The organism is Serratia sp. MMO-28 (assembly GCF_037199905.1).
Classification (GTDB): Bacteria; Pseudomonadota; Gammaproteobacteria; order Enterobacterales; family Enterobacteriaceae; genus Chania; species Chania oryzae.
On the sequence record NZ_JBBCVB010000060.1, the window covers coordinates 1 to 4,936 of the forward strand.

The 4,936-nt window shown below is 53.3% G+C and carries 2 protein-coding genes; both read right to left on the minus strand.

What is annotated here, in order from left to right; translation table 11 throughout:
• Positions 1–2,751, minus strand: a 2,751-nt coding sequence (locus WG891_RS26425; RefSeq protein ID WP_337274589.1) for an Ig-like domain-containing protein, incomplete at its 3' end; no start/stop codon positions are given.
• A gap of 632 nt (positions 2,752–3,383) precedes the next feature.
• On the minus strand, positions 3,384–4,936 hold a 1,553-nt coding region (locus WG891_RS26430; RefSeq protein WP_337265072.1), incomplete at its 5' end, for an Ig-like domain-containing protein.

A 4,936-nucleotide genomic window follows, 5' to 3' on the forward strand; every position in this document is an offset into this window, starting at 1 on the left:
GTCAGTTCCCGGCTGAGCAGGTGGCGTAATGTCGATCACCAGAGCCCACGGTGGGGACATTGCGGACGTATTGCCCGCCGCGTCGGTGGCACGGGTAGTCAGGCTGTGCTCACCTTCCGCCAGTTCGCTTTCCGGCGTGAAGACCCAGTTCCCTTCAGCATCGGCGGTGGTTTCACCAAGCTTGTTGCCGTTGTCGTAGATCTCGACCTTCGCGCCCGCTTCCGCCTGGCCGTTCAGGGTCGGCGTGGTGTCGTCGGTGACGTCACCAGGCTGCAGTGCCCCGGTCTTGCTGCCCGCGTCGTCATAGATACTGCCAATGGTCGGCACATCCGGCGCGGTGGTGTCAACAATCACCACCCACGGATCGGACGGCGGCGACTGATTGCCCGCCGGGTCTTCGACGATCACGCTGATCTTATGCTCGCCTTCACTCAGTTCAGTCTCCGGCGTAAAGATCCAGTTGCCGTTTTCATCCACGGTGGTTTCACCGATCTTGTTGCCGTTATCCATCACCACAATGGTGTCACCGGGTTCACCCTTGCCGTTCAACGTCGGCTTGGTGTCGTCAGTGGTTTCACCTTTGGCGATCGGCCCCTGTACCGGCCCCTGATCGTCGATAATCTCGTTAATGCCCGAGCCATTGCCGTCAGTTCCCGGCTGAGCAGGTGGCGTAATATCGATCACAAGAGCCCACGGTGGGGACATTGCGGACGTATTGCCCGCCGCATCGGTGGCACGGGTAGTCAGGCTGTGCTCGCCTTCCGCCAGTTCGCTTTCCGGCGTGAAGACCCAGTTCCCTTCGGCATCGGCGGTGGTTTCCCCGATCTTGTTGCCGTTGTCGTAGATCTCAACCTTCGCGCCCGCTTCCGCCTGGCCGTTCAGGGTCGGCGTGGTGTCGTCGGTGACGTCACCAGGCTGCAGTGCCCCGGTCTTGCTGCCCGCGTCATCATAGATACTGCCAATGGTTGGCGCATCCGGCGCGGTGGTGTCAACAATTACCACCCACGGAGAGCTGGCTTCACTGTAGTTGCCGGCCTGATTTAATGTGACAAATGTCAGGTCATGCTTGCCATCAACCAGCGGGGTGCTTGGGGTGAGACTCCAATGTCCAGACGCATCCACCGCTACTCGAGCGATTTCCTGATCGTTGTCGTAAATAATTACCGTAGAGTTTGGTACAGATGTCCCTGCAATACGTGGCGTGGCATCGTCAGTCACATCACCTGACTCGAGGCTATGCACGATATCGCCATAATCGTCATAGACTGAATCGACGACAGGGGCATCAGGCATGCCAAGTACAATATTGATGTTCCAAGATTGCGATACCTCAGAAACATTACCGGTAAGATCGGTTGCAGTAACGGTAAAGGTGTGTGAACCAGGATCCATTGGTACAACCGGCGTAAAAGTCCAGTTTCCCGATGCATCCGCCCGGACTTCACCCATTTTATTACCATTATCGTAAAGGGTGACTTTACTGCCCGCTTCAGCCTGCCCGTTTAGGGTTGGCGTATTATCATCCGTGGCGGCACCGCTGAACACTGGCCCAGTCACTGCCCCAACATTATCAATAACCTCGATAATCTGAGGTTGAGCCGGTGGCAAAGTATCAATAGTGAAATTGAACTTGGCGGAAGACAGGCCGGTATTCCCAGAGAAATCGATACCCACAGCCCTGAATTCATATTGACCATCCTGGAGTGGCGAAATTGGCGTAAAGCTCCACATACCAGACTGATCGGCATAGGTCGTCCCGACCAATGCATTACCGTTGTAGACGGCGATCAGACAGTTGGCTTCACCTTTGCCCGAAAGGCTCGGCGTATTATCGTTGGTATAGCCATTTTTGCCGATCGCTGCCGCCGTGCCAGTATTATCGGCCACTACGCTGGAAATTTCAGAACGTGAAGGTGCCACCGTATCGATGATCAATACGATGTTACCGGAAGTTTGGTTGGTAGCCGGATCGCGAACATAGAGAAGCTGCCCACCTTCCTGCAACGGCACAGAAGGGATAAACGACCAGTTGCCAGCCACGTCTACCTGGGTAAAACCGATGAATTCACCGTTCTGTAAAACCTCCAACTGCGCACCGGGTTGCCCAGTACCTGTCAGCTTCGGCGTTTTATCGTCGGTAACGCTGCCACTCACTAAGCTTCCCTGACGGCCACCAACCTGGTCATAAACGGTAGTGATTGTAGGTATTACAGAAAATACCGCGCCTTCTGTCTGGCTTGCCGCAGACAGTGGCAGCGCATCAGCAGCGGCTGTAACATCCGTTTGCACGGGTGCGGCGTCGCTGGCCGGGTTCAACGACTCAGCCATTTTTTCGAGTGTTTGCAAGGTGGTTGCATGCTGGATCACTTTCAGAGAAACCGCTTCGCTCTGTTCCTGCTGCGTACCCAGATAGAGATTGCTCAACGCCACTGGCCCTTGAACCGGCATATCTTCGGCAGAGAGATGCTGGCGATATTCGCCATTATTGGCCAGGCTGAAAACTTTGCTGTTAGTCAGAGCAAAGTCTTTGATAACAACGGTAGAAGGAGTCTGTGAATCTGCATAAAACTTCAGATGAAGATCGTTATTAACACGCTCTGCCGTAAGGCTTTCGTTAATGTCAGCACCATTTTGCTCGGTAACAATATAACGTGCCCCTTCGTTCGACTGGACAGGTAAATATAAACTCTCAACTTTATCTATAGGATAGAAAAATAAAGTTTCTTCATCAGTTAAAAAGGCGAAATTCATTGTGTCATTACCCACATATATTATTTAAAGGGAAAGCCAACCTCAACCCAGCAGGGCAACGCTCGCTTTAGTAAGATTTAAAATCAAGTACAAGTGAATCATTCCTCTGATTCAGCCATTGCCTCTCTGACAGCAACGCATTTATAGTTCCTTAGGGTTTCAATCGAAAATAACCTCGTAAAACCTTATTAAAAAAATAATATCTTTAACTACATCTGCAGCTGTGGAGTGAGGTAGAGCATCAAAATTAACCTTCCCTCATACCTATTATTTATAGTATTACTTTAAACGCCAACGGTCTCTTTGTCTGTCAGGCATGTTCGAATTCGAATTAAAGGTGATAGTACTAGTCTCAATTCCATTTCGTTATTATCCATATGTACCTGTGTTACCAAGAGATGCCGGTCGGAAGAAAACTCGAGAAGCCTACTCAGCAAGTAGCCTATTTATCAGGCTATTTTACTTGTCATGATGCCCCTAATCGGTACTCAGACAAAGGCCATAACCTTACCCCCCACATGGCAACCCTTACCGTACGGCGTATGAGGATATTGTTTTAACAATAAAGCGGGCTTGAACCCTATATAGCCAAACCCGCTTGCTTGCCGACCTAGTCAGGTCTCGTTGAACAATTAATGGAACTGTACATCAACGCCTTGTTGCACCAGGATTTCTGCTGCCAGCGCGGTGTGATGGTACACGTCGTAAGAGATACCCGCCGAGATCACTTCCCCGAGGTTTTCCCAATCACCAACGTCCATGCCGTTAGGCAGCAGATCGCTCAGCATTACCACATCACCCGCATCACCTTTGACCGCCAACTGCACGCTTTCGTCGTTGATAAATGCCCCACGGAACCCTTGGTCCAGCACGTCACCCAGAGAGATCTTCAGTGTGTTATTGCCTGAGCCGGTGATGTCGATAACCTCTACCGTACTCAAACGCCCTGTCCAGGCTGACAAATCCAACACCTGATCAGCTCCCGTCAGTTTCAGCGTATCAATACCGCCGTTACCCTCAATCACCTTCACGTTATTGAGTACATTGACATCGTCTAGCGTGAAGATGTTGTCGCGATTCTGCCCGTAGAGTTCAGACACATCCCCCGTTACCGCCATATTCACACCCGGTGCAGAACCGCCGGCATTCACAAAGCCTGACAGGTTACCGGCCAGATCGACCAGGGCTACGCTGGCACTGCTTACCGCCCCCACGTCCAGGCTCACTGAACCAGCAGCGATATCCTGTGCGGTAAGGGTATGCTCGAAGCGCTGGGTGCCACCGTCAGCCACCACGGCAATACGTTCGCCAACAGCAACATTCTGCGCATCAAACTCAACAAGCAGGCTGTTCCCTTCCAGACGCACTGCGGCTGGCACGCGTGGCGCAGTGATGTCGAGAGTAACCGCCTGCGATATCACTTGACCAGCATGACCAAACTGATCCACCACACGGGTCTGGATCGTCCAGTTCGCGGCATGCAGACCCAGATCCTGAGCGGCCCATTTCGTCCCGTCCACCAGGGCGTTGGACCAACTGCGGCCTCCGTCGGTAGACACTTGCAGGTTCTGACCCGCCGTCAGTTCTGCACTCAGCGTACCGTGCATCAAACGCCCGGCGTTGCCATTGTCAGACACAAAGTCATTTCCGTCATAACCGGAGTCTTTGCCCATCTGCGAGAGATAGGCAACCTGCGTTGGGCCAGTGCCGGTATAAACAATCAGCTCGAACGGATCGGAAGCCACGCTGCTGTTGCCAGCAGCATTCACCACAACCGCGGTGAGACTGTATTCCCCGTCGTTCAGATCGTTCTCTGGCGTCACGCTCCAGTGCCCCTGGCTGTCTGCTTGGCCACGGCCGATCTCGACGCCACGGTCATAAACAATCACCGTGACCTCCGGCTCACTGCGGCCCGAGATTTCTGGACGACGATCGTCGGTTACATCCCCAGAGGTCAAGGCCCCCGTCTGTGGGCCGACATCGTCAATCACTGACTCAATCACCGGCATTTCTGGCAGCTGGGCAACAATCGTGGTTTGCCAGGCCTGTGAGCTACCAGACTGATTGCCCGCAGCGTCGGTGGCACGCACGGTAAAGCTGTGCTCACCTTCCGCCAGTTCGCTTTCCGGCGTGAAGACCCAGTTCCCTTCGGCATCGGCGGTGGTTTCACCAAGCTTGTTGCCGT